We start from the raw sequence: 24,524 nt of genomic DNA on the forward strand, positions 1-24,524 counted from the left end.
CAGCCTGTCACCTCCTGAAGCGGATCGTGGCGACCTGGAAGGGTCGCAGCGCGATTTCCACCCTGCCGTCGTCCAGGGGCCGCGTGACGGCGGTGGGCCTCACCCGGGCGTCCGGGTTGCCCGCCAGAGGCTCCTCCAGGAGGTCGGTCTCCACGGCGTCGGCGGCCTCGAAGGACGGGCTGAGCGTGGCCGAGGCCCGCGTGCCGAAGGGTTCGTAGATGCGGACCACCACGTCCCCGGAACCGTCCTCGGCCAGTTTCACGGCCTCCACGGCGACATCGCCTGCGACCCGGATGAGTGGTTCGACCGGGCAGCCTGGAACGATCCGGGCCGGCAGGTTGGCCGCATACCCGTCGGCCACCGCTTCCCGGATCCCGGCGCCGGGACGGATGGTGAAGGCGAAGTCGTGCTCCCCGTCGTCGGCTCGTGGATCGGGGTACCGGGCGCCCTTGAGCAGGGAGGCCCGGACCGTGGAGAAGGTTCCGCCGCCGGGCCGTTCGTGGCGGTCGACCGACCAGCCGTAGGTCTGGGCGTTCGCGATCGCCACCCCGAAGCCGGGCTCGCCGACGTGGACCCACCGGTGGGCGTGCACCTCGAACCGGTAGGCGTCCCAGGAGGTGTTGGTGTGAGTGGGTCGGGAGATGTGGCCCATCTCGATCTCATAGCTGGCGTGATCGGTGTGGACGTCGACAGGCCAGGACAGTTTCAGCAGGGCGTCGCGCTCATGCCAGTCGACGTGGATGCGGCAGCCCAGGCGCGGGTCGCCGGGGCGCACGGTGAGGGCGAGGGTTGCCGCGGAGTGCTCGAACTGCGTGACGGCGCTGATCTGCACCGAGCCGTCATCGCGTCGCGTCGCGCCGGCGGGCCCGAGGTCCCCTCGAACCGTCGTGTCGAGGGCGAAGATGTCGATGTCCCAGCCGTCCCACTGGTTGGGGAGATCGGGATGCAGCTCGAGGGTGTTGCCGAGGGCACCGGGAGGCACGACGTCACGTCCGGATGCGTGATCGACAAGGCTCAGCACCCGGCCCTGTGAGTCGACGGCGAGCCGGATGAGCCCGTTGCCGACGACGAACCCGCCCTCTGGACCGTCCATCAGTGTCACCTCGTCGCGGGTGGGCGCCAGGACGGCCGCGCCCATCGGCGTCGTCGCCGTATCGGCCCTGGCCACCGGGGAGGCGTCGAAGACCACCTCGGAGACTCCCTCGTCCTCGGCCCGTGAACCGGATCCGGCGAGCAGGCTCTGCGCGCCGTCGACAAGCGAGTCGAGTTCTCCGCTGATCGCGGCGTGGGCGGCGATGACCTCCCGGTACACCCAGGCGATCGCGGTGCCCGGCAGGATGTCGTGGAACTGGTAGAGGCAGACCTCGCGCCAGATCTCGGCCAGCCGCTCGCCGGGATAGTCCATCAGCCCGCGCACCGCGGCGGTGGCGCACCACAGCTCGGCCTGGCGCAGCAGGTGCTCATTGCGGCGGTTGGCGGCCTTGACCCGGGCCTGATTGGTGAAGGTGCCCCTGTGCAGCTCCAGATACAGCTCCCCGGCCCACACCGACGGGTCCTCGTGCTCGGCCTCGGCCCGGGCGAAGAAGGCCTGAGGCGTCTCGATCTGCACCTTCGGGGACCCGTCGAGATCGGTGGTCCGGGCGGCCTGGGCGAGCATCTCGCGGGTGGGCCCGCCGCCCCCGTCGCCGTAGCCGAAGAGCAGCAGCGAGGTGTTCGACCGGCCCTTGTCGGCGAAGTTGGAGCGGGCGTGCTCCAGGTCGTGGGCCGAAAGGTCGGAGCCGTAGGTGTCGGCGGGCGGGAAGTGGGTGAAGATCCGGGTGCCGTCGATGCCCTCCCACACGAAGGAGTGGTGGGGGAAGCGGTCCACCTGGTTCCAGGAGATCTTCTGGGTGAGGAACCAGCGAGCTCCGGCGAGTCTCGCCAGCTGGGGCAGCGCCCCGGAATAGCCGAAGGAGTCCGGCAGCCACACTTCCTCGCATTGTCGGCCGGTGTTCTCGATGAACCACCGCTGCCCGTACAGCAGCTGGCGGCACATCGCCTCGCCGCCGGGCAGATTGGCGTCCGACTCCACCCACATGCCCCCGACCGGGACGACGTTTCCTGTCCTCACGGCGTCCAGAAGCCGTGCGAAGAGATCGGGATGGTCGGCCTGCAGCCAGGCCCAGTGCTGGGCGGCGGGAAAGGCGAAGATGTGCTCGGGGTGGCGGCCGATGAGGTTGAGCTGGTTGGCGACGGTGCGGGCCACCTTGCGGCGGGTCTCGCGCAGTGGCCACAGCCATGCGGAGTCGATGTGGGCGTGGCCGACGGCGCCCATGACCTGCGCGGATGCCGTGGCCGGGCGGGCCAGCACCGGGGTCAGCCGGGCTCGAGCGGCGGCAGCGGTGCCCGGCACATCCCACAGGTCCAGGCGATCCATGGCCCGGTCCAGTGCGCGGCGGATCTCCCAGGCCCGCTCCGAGTCGTCGGACAGTTCGCGGGCCAGCCCGAACAGGGTGGAGACGTCGGCGGTCAGCTCGCGCACCTCGTCGTGGACGAGCACCAGGTCGGCCCGGCGCAGCCGGTAGTAAGGGAAATGGGAGGCGGTGAGCTTGTCGCCGTCGTCGGTGGGCTGGAAGGGCGGGGAGCCCAGCAGAACGGGGTTGGACGCCGCCTCCACGTACACCTCGATGCGGCCCTCGGCGTCGGGCTCGACGGGGATCCAGGTGTTGCGAGGGTTGAGGCCCTTGATGACCGACCCGTCGGAGCGGAACACCAGACCCTCGCACTGGAATCCTGGGGAGTCGTACTCGCCGCCCAGATCGAGAATCAGCTCCAGGTGTTCGTCCCGTACCTCTGGCGGCACCGTCCCCCGCAACCGCAGCCAGGTCGTCCCCCAAGGAGGACCCCACGGCGCGCCGATCTCGATCGGTTCGTAGTTGAGCGACAGCCCTTCGACCGGTGGGACAGGCTCTCCCTGGCCGATGACGCCGGGCCTGGCCGACGGGTCCGGGCTGTCCGCGGCGTCGGTCACCGGTGCCGCCGCCACCTCCACCGCGGACACGACGGAGGTCTCGGCGGGACGGATCTTCTCGGCCAGATGGCGTCGCACCCGGGCGTCGAGAACGACTGCGCTGTCATGCATGGAATCAGCCTGTCACGCTGGCTCCGCGTGATGAGTTCCGGCACCGGCCCAGGATCGGTCAGGCACAGGCGATAAACCATGTAATTCCCTCAGTTAGCGGTGGAATTACATGGTATTGTTGCGGTATGATCTTTCGGGCTCAGGCTGAGGCCGGGCTCCACGAGGCGCTGAGACGAAGCCCGGTGGTGCTCATCGTCGGAGCGCGGCAAGTGGGCAAGACGACGCTCGCACGGACGGTCGTCCCAAGGGGTGGTGAGAACTACTTCGATCTGGAGGACCCGGTTGATCTCGCCCGGCTGTCCGAGCCCATGCTCGCACTCGCGTCGTTGCGGGGGGTCGTCGTCATCGATGAGGTCCAGCGGCATCCGGATCTTTTCCCGGTGCTCCGCGTCCTGGCCGATAGGGAGGGCCGGCCTGCGACCTTCCTCGTGCTGGGTAGCGCCTCGCCCGAGGCCCTGCGCCAGTCGAGCGAGTCGCTGGCGGGAAGAGTTGAGGTTCTCGAGCTGCAGGGCCTCGGAGCCGCGGACCTTGATGACGGCATCGATCGGGTGTGGCTTCGCGGCGGGTATCCGCGGGCGGTACTGGCGGACAGTGATGCTGATGCGACACGGTGGCTCCGGTCCTACATACGAACGCTGGCGACCCGGGATCTGCGTGAGTTCGGGCTCTCGTTGCCGGCAGCGACGGTCGAGCGGTTCCTGATGCTCGTCGCTCACCACCAGGCGAATCTGTGGAATGCCGCCACGGTGGCCCGGGCTCTCAAGATCGGTGAGAGCACGGTGCGGCGATATCTCGATGGTCTGACCGATGCGATGCTTGTCAGACAGCTTCAGCCCTGGCATGCGAACGAAGGTAAGCGGCTCGTCCGTCGTCCCAAGGTGTTCTACCGGGACACGGGGCTGCTTCACGCGCTCTGGGGCGTGTCCACCCGCGAAGCGCTCATGAAGCACTTCGGGATCGGTGCGTCATGGGAGTCCTACGTCATCGACGAGATTTTACGGAGAAGCCCCGACGCGCGGCACTACTTCTGGCGGACGAGCAACGGGGCCGAGCTCGACCTAGTTCTCGAGGAGCCCTCGGGGCGGCGCATCGGGTTCGAGATCAAACGCGCCGACGCGCCGCGCATCACGCCATCGGTGCGGGCGGCGCTCGATGATCCCCAGCTGAAACTGGATCGGGCCGCCGTCGTCTACCCCGGATCCACGCGCTATCGCCTCGCCGACAGGCTGGAGGTTGTCCCGCTGAGTGATCTGCTGCACGCGACGACGATTGGCCGCTGAGCTCTGCCGCCACAGCGGCGCCGGCCGCACTATCCACTCCTCGGCCGTTGTGGCAGAACTCATCGCCATCGGCGGTGGGATCGTCCTGAACCCGGACACGGGACGGCCGCCGCATGGGAATATTCACGCGGCCGTGTGGTGGCCGTCTTCAGGGAGAGGACCTCAGGCGAACAGCTCGGCCCCCTCGCGCACCACGCCGTCGGGCAGCGGGCCGTCATAGCCCGCGGGGACGTGGGCACAGGTCGGGTCGGAGGCCAGGAAGTCCCCGGTCATCGCGTAGGCCGTGGCCCTCGATCCGCCGCAGAAGTGGTTGAACTCGCAGACCCCGCACTTCCCGTGGAATCCCTTGGGGTTGCGCAGCGCCTTCATCTCGGGAGAGTCCCGGTAGATCTCGGCGAACGGCTTCTCCTTGATCGATCCGCAGTGGATCGGGAGGAAGCCCGAGGGGTAGACGTCGCCGACATGGTCGACGAAGACGAATCCCGATCCGTCATTGATCGCCAGCGGAGTGCGCGGCGTGCGGGGCGCCTCGATATCGGCGCCCAGCAGCTTGGTGGTCTCATCGGTCAGCCACCGGTACAGGTCCCCGTGCCGACGGGGCTGGGCCTCGCCGCGCTCGACGGCCTGGCGCTGGAAGGCGATCCGGCGGTACTGCGGCGCCTCGGTGGTCTTGATCGCCACCCGGGTGGAGTTGTCGTGCAGCCAGTACAGGACATCCTCGCGCTCATAGGGCGAGAGCATGTCCAGATGGGCGCCGCGGCCGGTCGGCACCAGCATGAATGTGTAGAACATGAATGCGCCCAGATCGATGGCGTTCTTCATCATCTGCGGGGCGTCATGGATGTTCGAGCTTGTGAACACCGTGTTGAGCTGGAACCGGATCCCCATCTCGGTGAGCATCCGGCAGGCCTCGACGGTCCGCTCGAAGGTGCCCGGGATGCCGCGGAAGGCGTCGTGGCTGGCGGCCGTCCCGCCGTCCAGGGACATCGACATCATCGACATCCCGGCGTCCTGCAGGGCCTTGATGCGGTCGTAGGTGAACAGCGGGGTCACCGACGGAGACACCGAGACGTGCAGCCCCTTGCTCACCCCGTAGGCCACCAGCTCGGGCAGATCCTCCCGCTCGAAGCAGTCGCCGCCCGAGAGCACCAGCATCGGGTAGGGCTTCTCGTAGCTCGCCAACTGATCCATCAGGTCCTTGCCCTGGGCGGTGGTGAGCTGGCCGGGGGCGGCGTGGTGCTGGGCGTCGGCGCGGCAGTGCTTGCACACCAGAGCGCAGGCACGGGTGACCTCCCAGATGACGATGAAGGGTTTCTGGGACAGGTCGTGCTTGATCTCACGGACCAGCGGATGACCGCCGGGATGATCTCCCGGATGTCCCGGATGGCCGGGATGCCCCATACCAAGACGCCCGGCTCCGGGATGTGTTGCGGTGGTCACAGGATTCCTCCTCGTTCGTCCCGGTCGCGCGTGTCGCGACTCAGGAAAGCACTGATCTGACGGGCCAGACGGCGCCCGGCGACAATGGCGGTCCCTACCCCTGCCCCGTCGCTCGCGCATCCCCCAAGAGCCAGTCCGGGCACTTCGGACACGGCTGCGGCAAGGTATTCCATGCGGTCCCTGTGCCCTGGGGCGGGTTGTGGCATGGCGTGCGGGAAGCGGCCGACCAGAGTCCGCGGGTTCATCTGCGCCACTGGCAGGCCCAGCCGGCCCAGCTCGTCGACGACGGCGCTCACCAGTTCGTCGTCGTCCATGCCGTCCACCGGCCTGCCGCCGTCGCGGCCCGCACCGACCCGCAGCACGAGCCGCTCCTGCCCGAGCGTCCGCGGCCACTTGAGGGACAGGTTCGTCACCTGCCGGATGAGCGGTGACCAGGCCGAGCCGACGAACCAGCTGGCCGCCCGGGCGATCGGGTGGTCGACCGGGGAGCCGGTGGCGGGCAGGTCCAGGATGACGGTGGCGACGCTCACCGCACGCAGCTCGGACAGGATCGCGGTCGCCTCGGGGCTGACGTCGGCCAGCAGTGCTGCCGAGGCGGCCGATCCGGTGGCCAGGATGACGGCGTCGGCGCTCAGTTCCCGGGCCGCATCGCCGTCGAGCCCGTCCCGGTCGGCCCCGTCGCCCTCGATGCCGACCCGCCACGTCGTCGTCCCGGTCTCGTGATCGACGGTGGGTGGCGCGAGGCTCGTGGCACGGGTGCCCAGCAGCACTCTTCCATGGGTGCGGACCGAGGCCGCCAGACGGTTCGGCAGGGTCTCGGTCCCCCCGGGCCAGGAGGCCAGGGGTGGCAAGGACGCGGGCCGCTCGGGGTCGTCCTCCATCAGGCCCATGATCTGCGACATGCGGCGGTAGCCGCGGACCGGCATGCCCCGGACCCGGCCGGCTGTGCGGCGGGCCTGGCGTGCCAGGGTGTCGAGCAGGAGGGAGTTCCCCTCGGCCGCGCTCTCGACCAGCGCCGGAGCCGCGGCGGCCAGGCTGAATCGGTGGATGTCGGCGGCGTGGATCGCTCCGAGCAGGGGATCGACGACGGCCCGGGCCACCTGCGGGCCGAATCTGGACTCGATGAACTCCCCGACGCTGATGTCCCCGGCGACGTGTCGGCGACCGGTCAGCGGCTCTGCGGCGGCGCGGAGCAGCCCGCGGGGGGAGAGGATCTGGGAGCGGACCGTGGGCAGCAGCCGGGTGGGGCCGGTCGGCGTCACGCCGTCGGGCATCGGCACCGCGCCGCGACGGCTCGACAGCAGGGACCGTCCCGACCGCGGGTGGGTCATGGAGCGGGCCAGCCCGAGTTCCTCGATGAGGGCGGTGACGCCGGGGGCGCGCAGCGGGACCGCCTCGGCGCCGAGTTCGACGACGGGGGGCCGGAGGCCGGCCGATCGAGGGTCCGTCGGTTCGACGGGGAGACGTCGCCCGGTGCCCAGTTCGATGACGTCGGGCTCAGGAACCGCGGCCTCGCCGGCGGTCTGTTCGCCTTCGGCGGATCCGGTCGCATTGCCGGAAGTCGCCGGGGCATCGCTCAGCGCTGCGGAGCGCACCTGGCCGCCGACCCGGTCGGACGCCTCGACGAGCGTCACGCGGGTACCGGCGCACGCGAGCGTGTGGGCGGCGACGAGCCCGCACACCCCTCCTCCGATGACGATCACGGACTTGTCGGGCACGGGGGACAGGCTACGTAACCGTCCTTGCTGCCGTACAGGCGGGGCTCGCATATCCACGGAAAACGCCGGTGAAACCCTGCGTCACGGGCGATCCGCCGTCCCCGTGGTGAGATTCCTACCGAACCGTAGGTTTATGGTTGTAGGGAACTTACCGAACCGTAGGTTTCGGTTGTGGAGCCGTCCTCGGTCCCGCAGAATGGTTCACTGCACGCATATGTCGTCTCCTTGGAGGTGCCCACATGGCCGGAGCGGAGACCCTCTCGACCCCCCATCCGGTGGACCAGCCCGATCCATCGATGGTTCAGCTTCTCTCGCCGGAGGGAGTCAGGGAAGACAGTCCGGACTATCCGATCGATCTGAGCCCCGACCAGCTCCGCCAGGCCCTGGAGCGCATGGTGATGGCCCGGCGTCTGGACGTCGAGGGCACCAACCTGCAGCGCCACGGGGAGCTCGGGCTGTGGCCCCCGCTCATCGGCCAGGAGGCCACCCAGGCCGGGGCGATGCTGGCCATCGGCCCCAACGACCAGGTCTTCCCCACATACCGCGAGCAGGGCCTCACCCACTGGAAGGGAGTCTCCGTCGCCGACATCCTCGCCACCTGGCGAGGCTCGGCGATCTGTCCCTGGGACACCGTGGCCACGCACTGCAGCGCCTACCCGGTGATGATCGGATCCAGCGCCCTGCACGGCGTCGGCTACGCGATGGGCATCCAGCGCGACGGCATGACCGGCCACGACGACCCCGACGCCGACGCCGCGGTCCTGCTCTTCCACGGCGACGGCTCCATGAGCGAGGGCGACGTCAGCGAGTCCTACGTCTTCGCCGCCGCCACCGGCGCACCGATCGTCTTCTGCTGCATCAACAACCAGTACGCGATATCCGAACGCACCACCGTCTCGGCGCGCACCTCCCTGTTCCGCCGGGCCGCCGGCTTCGGCCTGCGCGCCGTCCAGGTCGACGGGAATGACGCCATCGCCGTCGCCGCGGTGCTGCGCGACGCCATGCGCCGTGCCCGCAACGGCGAGGGGCCCACGTTCGTGGAGGCCTGGACCTACCGGATGGGCGCCCACACGACCACCGACGACCCCACCCGGTACCGCACCAAGGACGAGGAGCAGGCCTGGGCCGCCCTCGACCCGATCTCCCGGCTGCGGGCCCACCTGCTCGCCGAAGACCTCATCGACGACGACTGGCTGGCCGGCCTCGACGGTCGCGCCGACGAGTTCGGCGCCTCGGTGCGCGCTGCCATCGATGACATCCCCGAACCCGATCTCGTCGAAGAACTGGGACGCGTCTACGTCGACCCCACTCCCGACATCAGGCGGGAGCAGCAGGAGCTGGCCGAATGGCTGGCCCTGGACCCCGAGGAGGCCAACTGATGACCACGCAGATCCAGCACGGCGCAGGAACTCAGCACAGCACAGGGACGCAGCGCGGCACAGGGGTTCAGCAGAGCGCCCGTCGCAACGGCGAGGCCGCCGCGGACGACGTCCGGGAGTCCGCCCGGACCCCCGTGCTGCCGCCCACCGGAATCCTCACCATCGCCAAGGGGCTGAACGCCGGGCTCCACGACGCCCTGGCCAGCGACCCCAAGGCCCTCGTCATGGGCGAGGACGTCGGCACCCTCGGCGGTGTCTTCCGGATCACCGACGGCCTCAAGCCCGAGTTCGGGCCGGCCCGCGTCGTCGACACCCCGCTCGCCGAGTCGGGCATCGTCGGCACCGCGATCGGGTTGGCGATGCGCGGCTACCACCCCTGCGTCGAGATCCAGTTCGACGGCTTCCACGCCCCCGCCTTCGATCAGATCGTCTCCCAGCTCGCCCGCTACCGCGCCCGTGTCTGCGGCGCCTGGTCGCTGCCGGTGACCATCCGCATCCCGTTCGGCGGCGGCGTCGGATCCCCCGAGCACCACTCCGAGTCGCCCGAGGCCTTCTACACCGGTGTCCCCGGCCTGAAGGTCGTCGCCTGCGCCAGCCCCGACGACGCCTACTGGATGGTCCGCCAGGCGATCGCCTCGCCCGACCCGGTGATCCTCTTCGAGCCCAAGCGGCGCTACTACAGCCGCGGGCCGGTCTCCCCGGTCGCCGAGCTCGGCCTGCACCAGGCCCGGGTCGTGCGTCCGGGCACCGACGTCACCGTGCTCGGCTGGGGGCCGATGATCCAGACCTGCGTCGACGCCGCCGATGCGGCCGCCGAGGAGGGGATCTCCCTGGAGGTCATCGACCTGCGCTCCCTGTCACCGCTCGACATGGAGACCATCGAGGCCTCGGTGCGCAAGACCACCCGCGCCGTCGTCGTCCATGAGGCGCCGAAGTCGGGAGCGCTCGGCGCCGAGATCGCCGCCCGCCTCGGCGAGAGTCTCTACTACGTGATGGAGGCCCCGGTGCTGCGGGTTGCCGGATGGGACACCCCCTACCCGCCCAGCCGGGCCGAGAAGAACCACATCCCCGACGCCGACCGGATCCTCGACGCCGTGGACCGTTCGCTGGCCATGTGATCCAGTGCCTTCGGCGATCCAGCGCGCCTGGTGACCCGGCACACCTGAACAACTGCGAGGAGCAGACGTGAAGTATTACCGCATGCCCGATCCGGGCGAAGGGCTCACCGAGGCCGAGGTGGTCTCCTGGCGGGTGGCCGAGGGCGACACCGTCGAGGTCAACGACGTGCTGTGCGAGGTGGAGACCGCCAAGTCCATCGTCGAGCTGCCGAGTCCCTTCGCCGGCACGGTGTCCAAGATCCGCGCCGCCGAGGGCGACACGGTCCAGGTCGGCGGGCCGCTTGTGGCCATCGACGAGGGCGGCGATGAGGAGCCCGAGCCCGAGCTGCTGGTCGGCCACATTGCGGCCGAGAAGGGGGGACGACGTCGTCGCCGCCGCGGTGCGGACGTCTCCGCGCAGACCGACACTGCTGAGACCAACACTGCGGCCGGTACTGCTGAGGCTGGTGAGGGGGAGGACGCTGCGGTGGAGAGCCCCGCCCCCGCGGCGGAACCCCATCGCGCCGAACCTCCTCGCGCCGACGTCACCGAGGGCCCCGAGCACGTGCTGGCCAAGCCGCCGGCCCGGCGCCTCGCCAAGGACCTGGGAATCGACCTCGCCGCCGTCAGCGGGACCGGCCCCGGCGGAGTGGTCACCCGCACCGACGTCAAGCAGGCAGCCGGCGGCCGGGACACCACCCCCGCCCCCAGCGCCCCTGCGGCCCCGGTGGGGCAGGACGTCCCCCAGGCCTGGCGGTCCATCTCCCCGGCGTCGCGCAAGCTGCTGGACGGGGATCCCACCGACCCGGCCGGCGCCGAGCGCAGGGTCCGGATCCAGGGCGTCCGCAAGGTCACCGCACAGGCCATGAAGGAATCGATCGACACCAAGGCCCTGGTCACCAGCTTCATCACCTGCGACGTGACCCGCAGCATGGAGCTGGTCGACAAGCTGCGCAAGGACCGCAAGTTCAGGGGCCTGCGCGTCTCCGCGCTGACCCTGTGGTGCCGCGCCGCCTGCCTGGCGATGACCCGCACCCCGGTCATCAACGCCCGATGGGATGACGAGAGCGGTGAGATCGTCTATAACCGCGACATCAACCTCGGCATCGCGGCGGCCACTCCTCGCGGCCTCATGGTGCCGGTGCTGCGCGGCGCCCAGGACATGAACCTCCATGAGATCGCCCAGGAGCTCACCCGCATCATCGCGATCGCCAAGGAGGACCGGCTCACCCCCGCCGACTACTCCGGCGGCACCTTCTCCATCTCCAACGTCGGGGTCTTCGGGCTCGACGCCGGCACTCCCGTCGTCAACCGCACCGAGTCCGCCCTGCTGGTGCTCGGCACCATCGCCCGGCGTCCCTGGGTGATCGGGGAGGGCGCCGAGGAGACGATCGTGCCCCGGTGGGTCACCACGATGAGCCTCGGCTTCGACCACCGCCTGGTCGACGGGGAGCAGGGCTCGATCTTCCTTCACGACGTCGCCGAGATCCTCTCGGAGCCCGACACGGCGCTGCTTTATTGAGGCAGGTGGACGACCCCCTTGCAACCCCCTGGCGGGGCCTTGCGCAGAATGTGGGTCTGTGTCGCTGGCCTCGCGTTGCGGGTGGGGTCTGTGTCCGACACCCGATGCTTCCCATTTCCCTGTCCGCTGGCTATGCGCCCCGTGGTCCTGCGTTGGCCCTCTAGCTAGAGGGCCAACGCAGAGTTAGAGACGCAAAGCGAATCCACAGATAATGCAACGTTGCTTCACGAACCCGGTCGGATGCTCCCGGCCCGGGAATGTCCGACCGGGTTCCCGTGGGCCTCAGTCTTTCGTGACGAGGTGATCCTTGATGTCACGGGTGTACTCGCTGGTGCGGATCAGCGCCACGATGTACTCGAACTGCATCCGCGACACCGCGATGAGGAACAGGGCCGGGATCCAGCCGATCACCAGAGCGACGATGCCCAGCACCGGGGAGGCGACGAAGCCGCCGATCACCGCACCGAGCCAGTACACCGCCACCAGGGCGATCAGGATGATGTAGACCACCTTGATGATCGTCGGGCTCACGAACCTGGTGAAGGTCATGTCGAACAGGTTCGAGAAGAAGTTCGGCTCCTTCGGCACGGTCGGCTGGGGCTGGAAGCCGCCGTTCGGTGCGCCATAACCGCCCGGCGCCGGCTGCCCGTACTGGTTGGCCGGGGGCTGACCGTACCCGCCGCCCATCGGTTGGGGCTGCGCCGGCTGGCTCGCGCTCGGCTGCCCGTACGGCGACGACTGCGAGGCCTGCCCGAACTGGTTCGCCGCCGGATTCCCACCGGGCTGGCCGGTCACGGGCTGATTCGCCGATGCCTGCGCGTACGGATCGCCCGAACCCCACTGGGCCCCGGGCTGGGGCGGCTGGGGGTTCACTCCGGAGTAGGGATCCTGAAGGGGCCGGGTCTCCTCCGTCTGCCACGGCACTGACGAGGGGGTCGAGGAGGCCGATCCCTCCGGCGACCCCCAGCCCTGCCAGGACTGGGCGGGCTGCGCGGATCCCTGAGACTGGGCCGATCCCTGGGACTGGGACGGGTCCTGCGGCTGGGCGGGCTGCTGCCACTGATCCTGCCCCTGGTTCGCGGCGGCAGTGGAGCCGGCGCCCTGCCAACTCGGCCAGCCTGGCTCCCCTGCGCCGGGGGCGGCCTGGTTCCACGGATCCGAGTCGGTCGGCTGGCCCTGGCCCCTCAGAGGCTGCCCCCCTTGATCCTGGCCCCCCTGATCCTGCCTCCCCTGATCCTGACCGGGGAACGCGTCGCCCCAGGGCGACGCGCTCGACCCTGACGGGGCGTCCGTGCTCTGTCCCTCCTGCTGCCCGCCCGCCTGGTCCGCCGGGCCTGCAGCGTCCGGTGCGGCATCAGCCCTCGGGCGGATGGTCGTGCTGTCCAGCGACTCGTCCTGCTCTCCGTTCGATGTCTCGCGGTCGCGCTTCTCGTCCCACGGGTTGTTCTTCCACTGGTCGTCCGTCATGCCCGCCATTCTGCCGGTCCTTGGACCAGTGAGCACGTAGATCGACGGGCGGGCCGCAGAGTTCTCGCCCTCAGCGTCTCTGATCGTCCCCGGATCGCCCGCCCTCCGGCGCCGATCCTCCGCCCGTCCAGGAACGGTCCACGCGCTTGGAGATGCCGCAGGTGATCTCGTAACTGATCGTGCCGGTGAGCTCGGCGAGCTCGTCGGCGGTGATCTCGACGTCGCCCTGCCGACCGAGCAGCACCACCTCGTCGCCGACCTTCACGTCGGCGTCCGCGCCCACGTCCACCATGATCTGATCCATGCACACCCGCCCGACCACCGGATGCGCGACGCCGCCGATCAGTACCCGGCCGCGGTTGGACAGCAGCCGGGGATAACCGTCGGCGTAACCCACCGGCACGGTCACGATGGTGGTGCGCCGAGGCGCCGCCCAGGTGCGTCCGTAACCGATGGTGGTGCCCTTCTCGACGGTCTTGACGAAGCCGATCCTGCTCGCCCACCGCAGTGCGGGGCGCAGATGCGCGCGGGGGGCCGGGCCCGTCGAGCGCGCCGGATCGGGATCGTAGCCGTACCCGACGATCCCGGCCCGCACCATCGTCGTCCGTCCCAGATCATGGCCCAGGATCGCTCCCGAGTTGGCCATATGCACCTGCCGGATCCGCCCCCGCCGCGCCTCAGTGCGGGCCACGGCGTCCAGGAACCGTGCGATCTGGGCGACGGTGAAGTCGTCCCCGTCGGCGACGTCGCTGATCGGCAGGTGGGTGAACACGCCCTCCAGCTCCAGATGATCCGCCTCGTCGACGGCCCGGACCACCTCGTCGAACCGCTCAGGACCGAGCCCGATGCGGCCCATCCCGGTGTCCACGCCGACATGAACCTTGGTGACGACGCCGGCCCGGCCCGCCGCGGCATCCGCCTCGGCCACCGTCGGGGCGTCCAGCACCGTCAATCGGATCCCGGTGGTCACCGCGACGCCCAGATCCTCGGGCGAGGCGGGAGACAGCTTGAGGATCGGCAGGCCGACGCCGGCCTCCACCAGTTCCTGGGCCTCGGCGACCGTCGCCACCGCGAGCCAGTCGGCCGCCCCGGTCCGCTCCACCTCCTGGGCCACCTCGACGGCCCCGTGCCCGTAGGCGTCGGCCTTGACCGCGAACAGGAGGTCGCGGGATCCGGCGTGTCTGCGGGCCTCGCGCAGGTTGGAGACGATGGCCGCCAGGTCGACGGTCAGCCGGGTGGGGGAGGGGCATCGGGGAGAGGAGGGGAGGGGAGGGGGAAAAGATCGGGAGACGTGCGGCATGGCAGCATCCTGCCACCGGCCTGTGCCCCTTGTGCTGCGCCGGCTTGTGCGAGGGCGGGTCGCGCGGCGTCAGGACCGCCGGGTGAGGGTCAGCGGGGCCGGCGGGTCGGGAACTGGGCTCTGGCGTACTTGGAGACGTTCCAGGTCGTGAAGCTGTCCGTGGTGGCGCCGATGCCGCCGCCCAGTACGGGGATCTTCTTGCCGATGAGCAGCGGCAGCTGCTTTCCGGCGGACTGTCCGATGAGGACGTTGAGCAGCCGCAGCGCCACGGTGCGTTCCAGATCGGGATCGTTCATCGGGGCCGTCGCGATACCCATCGGGGAGCTGGGCAGGTCCTTCTTCTCGATGAGGCCCTGAACCTCCGACTCGCCGAGCAGGCATGTCATCACCGCGGCGCGCACCCGCGGGTCGTCCAGGTCGTATCCGCGCAGATGGGCGATGGAGGCCACCATCCTGGTCTGGACGATCGCGACCCCCGAGATGTTGGCGGGGATGGAGATCGCCATGGTGATCAGGCCGCCCAGGTTCGAGGCGAATCCCTGCGCGCCGGCCATCGCGATGTGCTCATTGACGAGGTACTTCACCGAGTTCTCGACGTCTCCCTTGCGTCGCAGCGTCTTCGCCGCGGCCTTGCGGGCCCCCGGCAGGTTCGGGGCTCCGTCGATCGCGAATCCCAGGATCGACCGCAGCAGCGAGACCGCGGCCCCGGGGGCGAGGTTGGGCGCTTGAGTCATGAGGGCCTTCCCGATATCGCTACCGATTCCCATCCGATGCCCCTCCCGTCCGGGCGCGGTCGGCCAGGACACCTCCCAAGGTTAGAAGGCAGCGGCAACATCCCCACACCCCGGCCGTCGCCTCAGGGCGCTCTCCGGGTCGTCGGCCATGGCGTGGCGGCGATGAGTTATGCCATGTGAAGTCCGCGGATCGGATAGCGCAGCCCTCGGCGGTCCGCTGGCGGAACTCATACCCCGTGGAGGTGACAGACTGTCCCGGTGACCACCCCAGAGCTTTTCGGCGACCCCGACCAGTGGCCCGATCAGGACCTGGTGGCGGTCTCGGAGGCTTTCGGCCCCCACCTGGTGCTGACGGCCCTGCACGAAGGCGTCTTCCCGATGCCGATCGACGGTGACGAGGCGCCCGAGCCGTTGCGCGCCGGCATGGGATGGTGGTCCCCGAGGCTCCGGGCGAACCTGCCGCTGGAGGGGATCCGGGTGGCCCGGAGCCTGCGGAAATCAGCCCGGCACTACCACACCACCGTCGACACCGGCTTCGAGGACGTGGTGCGCCGCTGCGCCGACCCGGCGCGGCCACTGGGATGGATCGACTCTCGGATATGCGACGCCTACAGCTTTCTGCACGGCAGCGGCTGGGCCCATTCCGTGGAGACCTGGGATGACGACGGGCGGCTGGTCGGCGGCCTGTACGGGGTCAGTGTGGGCGGCCTGTTCTCGGGCGAGTCGATGTTCCACGATCCCGAGCACGGTCGCGACGCCTCCAAGGTGGCCCTGCTCAGGCTCGCCTGCGAGCTCGCGGCCACCGCGCCGAGGCTCCTCGACGTCCAGTGGCTCACCCCGCATCTGGAATCCCTGGGGGCGCGGGAGACGTCTCGCCAGAGTTATCTCGACAGCCTTGACGAGATCCTCGCAGCACCCGGGCCGGACTGGACCCCGGCCCCGAACACACCGTGGTCGGGCAGGCGGCTGCTGGAGGAGTTCGACCGGCGTCCCCTTTCTGAGTGGGATGATCGGCGCAGACCGGTTCCGGCCGGTCCGCACCGGGCAGATCCCGCTCAAGATTCTCGATGATCCTCGTCAGCTCCAGGCAGGACCTTGCCCACCCCGCCCGCGCCTGCTGGTAGCGCACCCTGGCATCGCGATTCCATCCGTCGGTGCGTCCGGCCAGATCCTGCTCCAAATCGTCGAGTTCGGCGAGAAGATCGTCGCGCACCTCGATGAGGTGGTCGATGGCTCGACGCGCCGCCCCCTGATCCAGAGACATCAGCCGCGCAGCTTCACAGTGGCCGGTCGGTCGGCCACGGCCTCTGAGAGTGACGCCAGGCACTGCCGGGCATCGCGGACCAGCATGTCATGGACCTCCTCCAGACCGCAGCGCACCGACTCGAGTTCGTGATCGAAGTGCAGATACGCCCGGCAGAAGTGGCCGTCGAGCGACTCCGGGAGCTCCCCGCGCAGCTCGGCCATCCGGGTACCCAGGTCGAGCTGGAGATGACTGATGCGAGTGTCGGTGTCGTCTATTCGTGAGGCCGCGCCGAACATCGGCAGGCATCGGTCCTCGATGAGACCGGTCATCGCGTGAACCTCCCCCCCCGGTCCCCCGGGTGTCGCTGCGGTGCCCCTGGAATCGCTGCGGTGCTGCTGTGCTGTGCTGCGACGGCCACGGGGCCTGGATCGTGGCTGCTTGTGAGCCCGACCCTGTTGAGCCGACCCTATTGACAGCCGGGGTCACCGGGTAGGTGATGTAGATGATGTACACATGGTATTGAGTACGGAACACCAGACGCGTCGGCGGCATCGATCCCGCAGGCCGGCACGGCGCGCCGCGGACGCGGATAGGCTGAGTCGGTGCTCGGATACTTCGGTCCCGCCGGGACCTTCACCCATCAGGCGCTGCGGACCCTCGGAACCGGGGACTCCCGGCCCTTCTCCAGCGTCGTCTCGGCGATCTCCGCGGCCTCGGCGGGCGAGGTCGAGGCGTCTCTGGTGCCGATCGAGAACTCTGTGGAGGGCGGCGTCAGCGCCACCCTGGACACCCTGGCCTCGGTGGGCGGTCTCCAGATCCTCCGAGAGGTCGTCATCCCCGTCCAGTTCGGCCTCTACGTCCGCCCCGGGATCACCCTGGCCGAGGTCACCAGTGTCCTCACCCACCCGCATGCCGCCGCCCAGTGCCGGGGCTGGCTGGACGCCCACCTGCCCAAGGGCACCGACATCACCGAGGGCGGCTCCACCGCGGGCGCCGCCAAGGAGGTCTCCGACCCCTTCTCCCGCTACGACGCCGCGGTCTGCGCGCCGGTGGCCGCAGAGATGTACAACCTCGTCCCGGCCGCCGAGCGCATCGCCGACAACGCCAACGCGGTGACCCGTTTCGTGCTGGTGGGACGCCGTGGACCGGTGGCCGCGCGCACCGGCGACGACCGCACCACCGTGGTCGCGTTCATGCACGAGGACCATCCCGGCGCCCTGCTCGACATCCTCCAGCAGTTCGCCTTCCGCGGGATCAACCTGTCGCGCATCGAGTCGCGTCCCACCAAGGACCAGCTCGGCAGCTACTGCTTCTCCATCGACGCCGTGGGTCATATCGACGACGAGCGGATGGCCGCGGCCCTCAAGGGGCTCCACCGGGTGTGCTCCGAGGTGACCTTCCTCGGCTCCTACCCGCACGCCGTCGTCGACGGCACACCGGCCCCGGCGCAGCCCCCTGCCCCAGCTGGATCCACCGACCGCGCCTACCGGGAGGCCGAGACCTGGTTCGCCGAGGTGACCGGACGCAGCGTCGAGCAGCAGACCAGAGCCGGGGACTGAACTGCCAACAGGGGGACGATCCCTCACATCCCGGGAGTGAGCGGACGCTCCACGGCCGGGGATGGTCCGCGCCCCGGAACGGCCGCCTCGGTAGGATCGGGGCCATGATCGATCCCAAGCTCCTGCGCACAGATCCCGACCGCGTCCGCCGCTCCCAGATCGCCCGCGGTGAGGACCCCTCGGTCGTCGACGAGCTGGTCGCTGCCGGCGAGTCCCGTCGTCACGCCATCTCCGCGCACGAGTCCCTGCGCGCCGAGCAGAAGAGCCTGGGCAAGCAGATCGCGAGGGCCTCCGGTGGCCAGAAGACCGAGCTGCTGGCCCGCACCAGGCAGATCGCCGGGCAGGTGGCCGGTCTCAAGAAGCAGGCCGAGGCCGCCGAGCAGCGTTTCCTCGAACTCGACAAGACCCTGGGCAACATCGTCATCGACGGCGTGCCCGCCGGAGGCGAGGACGAGGGCGTGGTGCTGGAGACCGTCGGTACGCCGCGCGACTTCGCCGCCGAGGGCTTCACACCGAAGGACCACCTGGAGATCGGCGAGGGGCTGGGCGCCATCGACATGGAGCGGGGCACCAAGATCTCCGGATCGCGGTTCTACGTGCTCACCGGGGTGGGCGCCCAGCTGGAGATCGCCCTGCTCAACCTGGCCATGACCAAGGCCGCCGGATGGGGATTCACCCCGATGATCCCCCCGGCCCTGGTCAAGCCCTCGGCCATGGAGGGCACCGGGTTCCTGGGCCAGGCCGCCGACGACGTCTACTACCTGCCCAAGGACGACCAGTACCTGGTCGGCACCTCCGAGGTGGCCCTGGCCGCCTTCCACTCCGATGAGATCCTCGACGACGCCGAGCTTCCGAAATGCTATGTGGCCTTCTCCCCGTGCTTCCGCCGCGAGGCCGGCTCCTACGGCAAGGACACCCGCGGCATCTTCCGGGTGCACTGGTTCGACAAGGTCGAGATGTTCGTCTACTGCCTGCCCGAGGAGGCCGAGGACTGGCACGCCAGGCTGCTCGGCTTCGAACGGGAGTTCATCGAGGCCCTGGAGATCCCCTACCAGGTGCTCGACGTGGCGTCGGGGGACCTGGGCCTGTCGGCCGCCCGCAAGTACGACTGCTACGCCTGGCTGCCCACCCAGAATCGGTACCGGGAGATCACCTCGACCTCCAACTGCACCACCTTCCAGGCCCGTCGGCTGTCCATCCGGCACCGCGGGCCCGACGGCGTCGAACCCCTGGCGACCCTCAACGGCACCCTGTGCGCGATGACCCGGATCATCATCATGCTCCTGGAGAACCACCAGAACGCCGACGGGACGGTCAACGTCCCGGCCGCCCTGCGCCCCTTCCTGGGCGGCAAGGAGAAGCTGGGCTGATCGTGACGGCGAATGACGAGCACAGCTACTACAGGGAGCTGGCGGACGGCACCATCAAGCAGGTGAACCCGTTCACCGGCGTTCAGGTGTGGACCGTTCCCGGGAGGGGATCCCGTCCGCTCAGCCGCCCGATCACCGACCCGCGTCCCATCACCGACGCCGATCGCGTCGCCGCCTGCGCCTTCTGCCAGAACCGGGTGCTGGAGACCCCGCCGGAGAAGTCCCGCCTCATCCCCACCCTGTCGACCGGAGCGTCGAGCGCCGACGACTCCACCGAGATCATGCGCGGGTACCGGGTGCTTCGCCACGTCCCCGCCGGCGACCTGTCCGCCACCACCGCCGAGTTCCGCAGGATCCCGAACCTCTTCGAGATCCTCTCCTGGGAGTACTGGCACGCCAACCACGGCCTCGAACTGCCCGCAGACGCCCGCCACTGGCAGGAGGACTACCTCTCCGATCCCGCCGGCCTGGCTCACGTCCACCGCATCCTGGACTCCAAGTTCGCCGCCCAGGGTTTGGACCTCCAGGCCACGCGGCTCAGCGCGGCGGACCTGCGCGGCGAGTCCGCACCCTTCTTCGCCGGTGGGCACGACGTCGTCCTGGCACGCCGCCACTACGCCGACGACGCCACCACCACCGCCGGACTGGCCGGCTCGGGCACCCTCAGCGTCCTGGAGCACCGCGCCTTCATCGCGGCCACGGTGGCCACGATGGGCAACCTCTACGCCTCCAACCCTGAGGCGCGCTACGTCGCGGCATTCCAGAACTGGCTGAAACCCGCCGGCGCCTCCTTCGACCACCTCCACAAGCAGCTGGTGGCCATCGACGACATCGGCCACAGCAACGACGAGGTGCTCAGCCGGGCCACCGGGGACCCGGCCATGTTCAACCGCTGGGGCCCCGACTTCGCCATCGGTCACAACCACATCCTGGCGGCCAACGACGACGCGGTGGCCTTCGTCGGCTTCGGTCACCGCTACCCGTCGGTGGAGGTGTGGTCCACCGACTCCTGCGACCAGCCGTGGCGGATGGATGCCGGGAAGGTCGACGCCGTCTCCGACCTGCTGCATGCCATGCATGTGGCGGTGGGCACCGACGTCCCCTCCAATGAGGAGTGGCACCACCGGCCGGTCGGCGTCGGGACGCCGATGCCCTGGCGGATCATCCTCAAGCTGCGGGTCTCAACCCTCGCCGGTTTCGAGGGCAGCACGAAGGTCTACGTCAACACCATCTCCCCGGCCTCCCTGACCGCCCGCCTGCTGCCCAGGCTGGTGTCGGCCAGACGGGCCGGACGGATCGCCGAGATGAGGATCGGCGCCGAGTGCGATCTGCCCCGAGGAATCCTGCAGAGCGTGGGGTGACGCCGAAGGTGAAGGGCTCGCCGAAGTCATGGCCGCTCATCGCGCGGCCTCCGGGCCGCCCCCGCTGAGGAGTACCGCGACGCCGTAGGGCTCCAGAAGCACTGTCTCGCCGACCGGCGTCCCGTCCGGATCGGTGAGAGCCGCCCCGCCGGAGACCCGGACCCGGGTCTGGTCGGGATGCTCGCTCACCAGGATGTGGAAGACGACGCCGTCCTCGCGCTCCAGGCTGTCGACCAGCACCAGGGGATCCTCGACGCCCAGCGGTCTCGGGATCCGGGCCAGGCTCGCCAGCGCCTGGTAGAGCCGCCAGGTGTCCTCGGGGTTGGCGCCGCGGCGTCGTGCCGCGAAGTGCTCGACGGGGATGGTCGAGAGCACTGCCCGCCCGGAGCCGTGATCCTTGACGACGATCATCGGGCGGCCGTTCCGGTCGACCGCCACCACCCTCCCGTCGGTCACCTCGACCGGAAGGTAGGCTCGGGAGTTCTCGTTGCCGGCCGCCGTGAACTCCAGCGTCTGGCCGGCGCGGATGTCGCCGAGGTCAGCCGTGAACCGGATGGTGATGACGTCGTCGACCGGATCGTTGAGGCCGTAGGCCAGATCGTTGCGCACCCCGAACAGCTCGTCGGGGGAGGTCCACCACGGCCCGCGCTGGCCGGGGGACTCCCCGGCGCAGTAGGAGACGTAGACGGTGGCCCCGCCCCGGGCCAGATCGGCCAGCTGGAGCCAGCTGGGCGCGGCGAGCTCCTTGACCGAGGGCAGCAGGTACAGCCGGTACCCCTCCGGCAGGCCGCCGTCCTCCTCCTCGCGGACGACGCCGACCGGCAGGCCGGCCTCCTTGGCGGCGATGTAGGCCTGCTCGCCGTGGGCGGCCGCGAGCCTGCGCTGAGTCTCGTCGTGGAACGGGTAGCCCGCCGACAGGTATGACGGAACGACGATCGCGGCGTCGACGTCGGCGCGCCGGCAACGGGGAAGGTCCATCGTCCCCAGCACCCGGGAGAACTCGCCGAGCGCCTTGAGCGGCGGCTTGGGCCGCCCCTGGGAGTCGGTGATGCCGAAGTGCATCTCGAAGGGGTGATGGCTGTAGGGGCGCTGGGCGGCGAGGTCGTCGTAGTCGGTGTTGTTCCATGCGATCCACCCGGTGGCGCCGGCGGTCAGCGTGGTGAACAGGAACTGCCGGTAGAACCGCTCGGCCTTCGCCCCCGAGGCGAAGTCGGTCGACAGCCCGAACTCCTCCAGCACCACGGGGCGCTGCCCGACGGCGGCCAGCTCGCAGATGAAGGCGGCCTTGAGGTGGGAGCGGATGAGGTCGGTCTCCATGGCGTAGACGTGCGGCCCGACGAAGTCGGTGAGCTCGGCCAGCCGGCGCACCGAGAACCCGGAGTCGTGGCCGCTGACCTCCAGCCCCCAGGCTCCGTCGCCGATCGAGACCGGCTGATGCCCGCCGCCGGCGCGGACGGCCTGCACCATGAGCCTGGCCCAGGCTGTGACGACGGGCTCGGGGGCCTCGCCGCCGTAGATCGGGATCTCGTTGGAGATGAGCCACCCGGCGATCGCCGGATGGTCGGCGAAACGACGGGTGAGGTGCTCGACGTACCAGGCCTGCTGGGAGACCATCCAGACGTCGGAGTAGATCGGCCGGTCCGCCCGCCACTCGGGATCCCAGTTCTCCCCCGACATGTGGCCGACGATGAAGGTCGGCACGGTCGACATGCCGAGTTCGGCGTGGGCCTCGAGGAAGTCCGCGAAGTGCGAGATCTTCTCCTCGTCGAGTCGTTCCGGTCCGGGCTGGAAGTCCGGCCAGTAGAAGAACGACCTGGTCATCGTCAGGCCGTGGTCGTGCAGGACGCGCAACTCCTGGCGCACGACGGCCGGGGAGTAGTTCCGCCACATCAGTGGCCCGCCGGTCCGGGACCAGAAATTGGTCCCGAGCCAGACATCGGGCAGGCGGTGGTCGTGACGTCGCATCGGAAGTCCTTCTCTCATGACTGCGTTGACGGGTTCATCTGCGGCGGACGGGCGCCGTCGGATCTACTTGACGGCCCCGGCCGTCAGGCCGGCGACGAAGCTGCGCTGAAGCACCAGGAATGCCAGGACCACCGGGACGCTCACGACCAGGGAGGCCGCCATGATCTCGTTCCAGTAGACGTTGGTCTGGGTGGAGTAGAGGCGCAGCCCCACCGCCAGCGTGCGGTTGGCGTCGGTGGTCATCACCGATGCGAAGAGCACCTCTCCCCAGGCCGTCATGAAGGAGTAGATCGCCACCGCGACGACGCCGGGCCTCGCTGCCGGCAGCACGACCCGCCACAGGGCTCCCCATGGAGTGCAGCCGTCCACCATGGAGGCCTCGTCGAGTTCCCGCGGAATGCCGTCGAGATATCCGGCGAGCATCCAGATCGAGAATGGTAGGGAGAAGGTGAGATAGGTGATGATGAGACCGAGCTTCGTCCCGATGAGCGTGATCCCGGTCGAGGTGTCGATATTGACGAAGATGATGTACAGCGGAAGCAGGAAGAGAACTCCGGGGAACATCTGGGTGGACAGCACGGTCGTGCTGAAAATACTGCGGCCCTTGAATCGCCACCTGGATATCGCGAATGAGGCGAAGATGGCGATGATGACACTGCACAGGGTGGCGATCGAGCACACGATGAGGCTGTTGACGAAGTAGTCGGCCAGCGGGATGGTCCGCCACATCGAGCGGAACGCCGAGAAGGTGACATGGCTCGGCCACCATGCGAAGTCGCCCTGGACGTCACCGAGAGGCTTGATGGCCGAGGTCGCCATGACGTAGAGGGGGAGGAGGATGAAGACGGTCAGGATGACGATCGTCACCCAGCGGAAGATCTTCTCGCCACGCGTGTCACGCATCGTCGTCCCCCGATCGGTTGATGAAGTACAGATAGATCAGGGAGATGATGAGGAGGAATATCAGCAGCATGACGCTCATGGCCGCCCCGGTGCCGAAATCCCATGACAGGAACGACGCGTTGTAGATGTGGAAGGAGATGAGATCCCCGGAGGGAGGCTGGCCGTTCCCGAAGAGTACGTACGGGGTGTTGAAATCGTTGAAGACCCAGAGGAACATCACCAGGATCAGCACCTTGTTCACAGAGCCCAGCATCGGAACGGTGATCGTCCGCCACTGGCGCCAGGGACTCGCCCCGTCGATGGCCGAGGCCTCGTAGATGTCGGTCGGGATGGACTGGAGTCCGGCCATGATCATGAGGAAGGCGAAGGGCCACATCCGCCAGATGGACACGACGACGAGGGATCCGAAGGCGTTGCCCCCGATGAGCAGGAAGGGCCTCGACGTCATGAGATGGAGCTGATCGACCAACAGATGGTTGAACATCCCGGTGTCCCGCTGGAACATGAAGTTCCAGGTGATGATCCCGGCGTACATGGGCAGCGCGTAGGGGATGAGGAAGATGGTGCGCCAGACGGCCCTGCCCCGGAATGCCTTCTGGAGCGCGACGGCGGCGGCCATCCCCAGGATCCACGAGGCCCCGACCACGATGACGGTGTAGGCGCAGGTGATGAGGAAGGAGTGCACCAGCGAGGCGCCGACCGCGGTGTTGATGTCGATCGCGTACTGGTAGTTGCCCAACCCGATCCACGGGGCCTCCGCCCAGTTGCGGATGAAGAATTTCGTGAGCTTGACGAAGCTCATCCACACCCCGGTGAGCATCGGGATGATATGGATGGCGATCTCGAGGATCACCGCGGGGGCGACGATGAGGTAGGGGAACCACCAGTACGCTCGCCGTGCCGTTCTGCCCTGTCCAGTCCTGCCCTGTCCAGTCCTGTGCCGTGCTGGGCGACGGTGGCCGCGCGGTGGTTTCCCGGCCGATGCCGGTGTTGTCGTGATCGCCATGAGATCCAACCTGTTGGGGAGTGGGAGCCGGCCGCCGCGCGGGTGAGCCGTGCGGC

At 69.3% G+C, this 24,524-nt stretch carries 18 protein-coding genes; 8 read left to right on the forward strand and 10 right to left on the reverse strand.

Annotated elements, in window-relative coordinates; genetic code table 11:
* Positions 1-7: 7 nt before the first annotated feature.
* On the reverse strand, positions 8-3,121 hold the full coding sequence (locus JS278_RS01900; RefSeq protein ID WP_114043721.1) for an alpha-mannosidase: 3,114 nt from the start codon (positions 3,119-3,121) through the stop codon (positions 8-10).
* A gap of 125 nt (positions 3,122-3,246) precedes the next feature.
* Here JS278_RS01900 and JS278_RS01905 point away from each other — a divergent pair, with 125 nt between their 5' ends.
* Positions 3,247-4,401, forward strand: a complete 1,155-nt coding sequence (locus tag JS278_RS01905) for an ATP-binding protein (protein WP_114043722.1) — start codon at positions 3,247-3,249, stop codon at positions 4,399-4,401.
* A 162-nt stretch (positions 4,402-4,563) separates the two neighbouring features.
* Here the strand turns inward: JS278_RS01905 and JS278_RS01910 are convergent, their stop codons facing one another.
* Positions 4,564-5,802, reverse strand: coding sequence for a TIGR04053 family radical SAM/SPASM domain-containing protein (locus tag JS278_RS01910; protein ID WP_114043723.1), 1,239 nt, complete (start codon positions 5,800-5,802; stop codon positions 4,564-4,566).
* A gap of 35 nt (positions 5,803-5,837) precedes the next feature.
* Positions 5,838-7,559, reverse strand: a complete 1,722-nt coding sequence (locus JS278_RS01915) for an FAD-dependent oxidoreductase (protein WP_181833800.1) — start codon at positions 7,557-7,559, stop codon at positions 5,838-5,840.
* 296 nt (positions 7,560-7,855) lie between these two features.
* Between JS278_RS01915 and JS278_RS01920 the strand changes: the two genes are divergently transcribed.
* From JS278_RS01920 to JS278_RS01930, 3 genes are all read left to right on the forward strand, one after another.
* Positions 7,856-8,938: a thiamine pyrophosphate-dependent enzyme gene (locus JS278_RS01920; protein ID WP_114046054.1), complete on the forward strand. Its 1,083-nt coding sequence runs from the start codon at positions 7,856-7,858 to the stop codon at positions 8,936-8,938.
* Positions 8,938-10,056, forward strand: coding sequence for an alpha-ketoacid dehydrogenase subunit beta (locus JS278_RS01925; protein WP_245935169.1), 1,119 nt, complete (start codon positions 8,938-8,940; stop codon positions 10,054-10,056). The genes JS278_RS01920 and JS278_RS01925 overlap by 1 nt, the downstream gene beginning before the upstream one ends.
* Positions 10,057-10,138: 82 nt before the next feature.
* Positions 10,139-11,557 (forward strand): dihydrolipoamide acetyltransferase family protein, encoded by a 1,419-nt coding sequence (locus JS278_RS01930; RefSeq protein WP_114046055.1) that lies wholly within the window; start codon positions 10,139-10,141, stop codon positions 11,555-11,557.
* A gap of 282 nt (positions 11,558-11,839) precedes the next feature.
* Here the strand turns inward: JS278_RS01930 and JS278_RS01935 are convergent, their stop codons facing one another.
* From JS278_RS01935 to JS278_RS01945, 3 genes are all read right to left on the reverse strand, one after another.
* Positions 11,840-13,024 (reverse strand): DUF4282 domain-containing protein, encoded by a 1,185-nt coding sequence (locus JS278_RS01935; RefSeq protein WP_181833801.1) that lies wholly within the window; start codon positions 13,022-13,024, stop codon positions 11,840-11,842.
* Positions 13,025-13,094: 70 nt separating this feature from the next.
* Positions 13,095-14,324 (reverse strand): alanine racemase, encoded by a 1,230-nt coding sequence (gene alr / locus JS278_RS01940; protein ID WP_114043726.1) that lies wholly within the window; start codon positions 14,322-14,324, stop codon positions 13,095-13,097.
* An 89-nt stretch (positions 14,325-14,413) separates the two neighbouring features.
* On the reverse strand, positions 14,414-15,091 hold the full coding sequence (locus JS278_RS01945; protein WP_114043727.1) for an EcsC family protein: 678 nt from the start codon (positions 15,089-15,091) through the stop codon (positions 14,414-14,416).
* 225 nt (positions 15,092-15,316) lie between these two features.
* Between JS278_RS01945 and aat the strand changes: the two genes are divergently transcribed.
* Positions 15,317-16,129 (forward strand): leucyl/phenylalanyl-tRNA--protein transferase, encoded by an 813-nt coding sequence (gene aat / locus JS278_RS01950; protein ID WP_114043728.1) that lies wholly within the window; start codon positions 15,317-15,319, stop codon positions 16,127-16,129.
* A gap of 192 nt (positions 16,130-16,321) precedes the next feature.
* Here aat and JS278_RS01955 read toward each other — a convergent pair whose 3' ends face one another.
* Positions 16,322-16,633, reverse strand: coding sequence for a hypothetical protein (locus JS278_RS01955; protein ID WP_114043729.1), 312 nt, complete (start codon positions 16,631-16,633; stop codon positions 16,322-16,324).
* A 273-nt stretch (positions 16,634-16,906) separates the two neighbouring features.
* Between JS278_RS01955 and pheA the strand changes: the two genes are divergently transcribed.
* The 3 genes from pheA to JS278_RS01970 all read left to right on the forward strand — a co-directional run bounded on the left by pheA (position 16,907) and on the right by JS278_RS01970 (position 20,594).
* Entirely contained in the window at positions 16,907-17,863 is a 957-nt protein-coding gene (gene pheA, locus JS278_RS01960) for a prephenate dehydratase (protein WP_114043730.1), read from the forward strand.
* A 104-nt stretch (positions 17,864-17,967) separates the two neighbouring features.
* Positions 17,968-19,233: a serine--tRNA ligase gene (gene serS, locus JS278_RS01965; protein ID WP_114043731.1), complete on the forward strand. Its 1,266-nt coding sequence runs from the start codon at positions 17,968-17,970 to the stop codon at positions 19,231-19,233.
* A 2-nt stretch (positions 19,234-19,235) separates the two neighbouring features.
* The gene (locus JS278_RS01970) at positions 19,236-20,594 is read left to right on the forward strand and encodes a DUF4921 family protein (RefSeq protein WP_220150019.1); all 1,359 of its coding nucleotides are present in this window, start codon (positions 19,236-19,238) and stop codon (positions 20,592-20,594) included.
* A 36-nt stretch (positions 20,595-20,630) separates the two neighbouring features.
* Here JS278_RS01970 and JS278_RS01975 read toward each other — a convergent pair whose 3' ends face one another.
* The 3 genes from JS278_RS01975 to JS278_RS01985 form a co-directional block, all read right to left on the reverse strand.
* A complete protein-coding gene (locus JS278_RS01975; RefSeq protein WP_114043732.1) occupies positions 20,631-22,559 on the reverse strand; it encodes a glycoside hydrolase 5 family protein in 1,929 nt (642 codons plus the stop codon).
* Between the two features lie 63 nt (positions 22,560-22,622).
* Complete coding sequence (locus JS278_RS01980; protein WP_114043733.1) at positions 22,623-23,462, reverse strand: carbohydrate ABC transporter permease; 840 nt, start codon at positions 23,460-23,462, stop codon at positions 22,623-22,625.
* Positions 23,455-24,468, reverse strand: coding sequence for a carbohydrate ABC transporter permease (locus JS278_RS01985; protein WP_114043734.1), 1,014 nt, complete (start codon positions 24,466-24,468; stop codon positions 23,455-23,457). The genes JS278_RS01980 and JS278_RS01985 overlap by 8 nt, the downstream gene beginning before the upstream one ends.
* Between the last annotated feature and the right edge of the window lie 56 nt (positions 24,469-24,524).

This window comes from Acidipropionibacterium virtanenii (assembly GCF_003325455.1).
GTDB lineage: Bacteria > Actinomycetota > Actinomycetes > Propionibacteriales > Propionibacteriaceae > Acidipropionibacterium > Acidipropionibacterium virtanenii.

Excerpts from the sequence above, each read along its gene's own strand:
- JS278_RS01900 (WP_114043721.1), bottom strand. The coding sequence starts at position 3,121 with ATGCATGACAGCGCAGTCGTTCTCGACGCCCGGGTGCGACGCCATCTG.
- JS278_RS01905 (WP_114043722.1), top strand. The coding sequence starts at position 3,247 with ATGATCTTTCGGGCTCAGGCTGAGGCCGGGCTCCACGAGGCGCTGAGA.
- JS278_RS01910 (WP_114043723.1), bottom strand. The coding sequence starts at position 5,802 with ATGGGGCATCCCGGCCATCCGGGACATCCGGGAGATCATCCCGGCGGT.
- JS278_RS01920 (WP_114046054.1), top strand. The coding sequence starts at position 7,856 with ATGGTTCAGCTTCTCTCGCCGGAGGGAGTCAGGGAAGACAGTCCGGAC.
- JS278_RS01925 (WP_245935169.1), top strand. The coding sequence starts at position 8,938 with ATGACCACGCAGATCCAGCACGGCGCAGGAACTCAGCACAGCACAGGG.
- JS278_RS01930 (WP_114046055.1), top strand. The coding sequence starts at position 10,139 with ATGCCCGATCCGGGCGAAGGGCTCACCGAGGCCGAGGTGGTCTCCTGG.
- JS278_RS01935 (WP_181833801.1), bottom strand. The coding sequence starts at position 13,024 with ATGACGGACGACCAGTGGAAGAACAACCCGTGGGACGAGAAGCGCGAC.
- alr (WP_114043726.1), bottom strand. The coding sequence starts at position 14,324 with ATGCCGCACGTCTCCCGATCTTTTCCCCCTCCCCTCCCCTCCTCTCCC.
- JS278_RS01945 (WP_114043727.1), bottom strand. The coding sequence starts at position 15,091 with ATGGGAATCGGTAGCGATATCGGGAAGGCCCTCATGACTCAAGCGCCC.
- JS278_RS01955 (WP_114043729.1), bottom strand. The coding sequence starts at position 16,633 with ATGACCGGTCTCATCGAGGACCGATGCCTGCCGATGTTCGGCGCGGCC.
- serS (WP_114043731.1), top strand. The coding sequence starts at position 17,968 with ATGATCGATCCCAAGCTCCTGCGCACAGATCCCGACCGCGTCCGCCGC.
- JS278_RS01975 (WP_114043732.1), bottom strand. The coding sequence starts at position 22,559 with ATGCGACGTCACGACCACCGCCTGCCCGATGTCTGGCTCGGGACCAAT.
- JS278_RS01980 (WP_114043733.1), bottom strand. The coding sequence starts at position 23,462 with ATGCGTGACACGCGTGGCGAGAAGATCTTCCGCTGGGTGACGATCGTC.
- JS278_RS01985 (WP_114043734.1), bottom strand. The coding sequence starts at position 24,468 with ATGGCGATCACGACAACACCGGCATCGGCCGGGAAACCACCGCGCGGC.